The organism is Burkholderia sp. LK4, assembly GCF_001043615.1.
Lineage (GTDB): Bacteria > Pseudomonadota > Gammaproteobacteria > Burkholderiales > Burkholderiaceae > Burkholderia > Burkholderia cepacia.
This window is the reverse complement of the sequence record NZ_LDUL01000128.1, coordinates 1-474: the sequence shown is the minus strand read 5'-3', so window position 1 is coordinate 474 and position 474 is coordinate 1. Positions and strand designations below refer to the sequence as shown.

Below are 474 nucleotides of genomic sequence, written 5' to 3'. Positions count from 1 at the left end.
CGCTGTCGACTTCGACGGCATCCAGCGTCGGCTCGCTGTCCACCGGCCTCAGCTCGACTAACAGCTCGGTCACATCGCTGTCGACGTCGGCCTCGACTGGCATCAGTACCGCACAAAGCGGTGTCACTTCGCTGTCGACTGGTGTTGCGAATTCAGTGCAGTACGACAATGCGGCGCACTCGTCAGTGACGCTTGGGGGGGCGGGAGCAACGACACCGGTTACGCTGACCAATGTGGCGGCGGGGGTGAACCCGACCGACGCAGTGAACTACAGTCAATTGAGCTCACTGTCGACGTCCACGTCGTCAGGGCTGTCGACGGCCAACAGCTCGATCACGTCGCTGTCCACCTCGACGGCGTCCAGCGTCGGTTCGCTGTCCACCGGCCTCAGCTCGACCAACAGCTCGGTCACATCGCTGTCCACCTCGACGGCGTCCAGCGTCGGTTCGCTGTCCACCGGCCTCAGCTCGACCA

The 474-nt window shown here is 63.7% G+C and carries 1 pseudogene; it reads left to right on the top strand.

Features of this window, described 5'->3' with window-relative positions:
• Nucleotides 1-155: 155 nt before the first annotated feature.
• Nucleotides 156-474, top strand: a pseudogene (locus tag VK92_RS43585) (hypothetical protein); the annotation flags it as partial.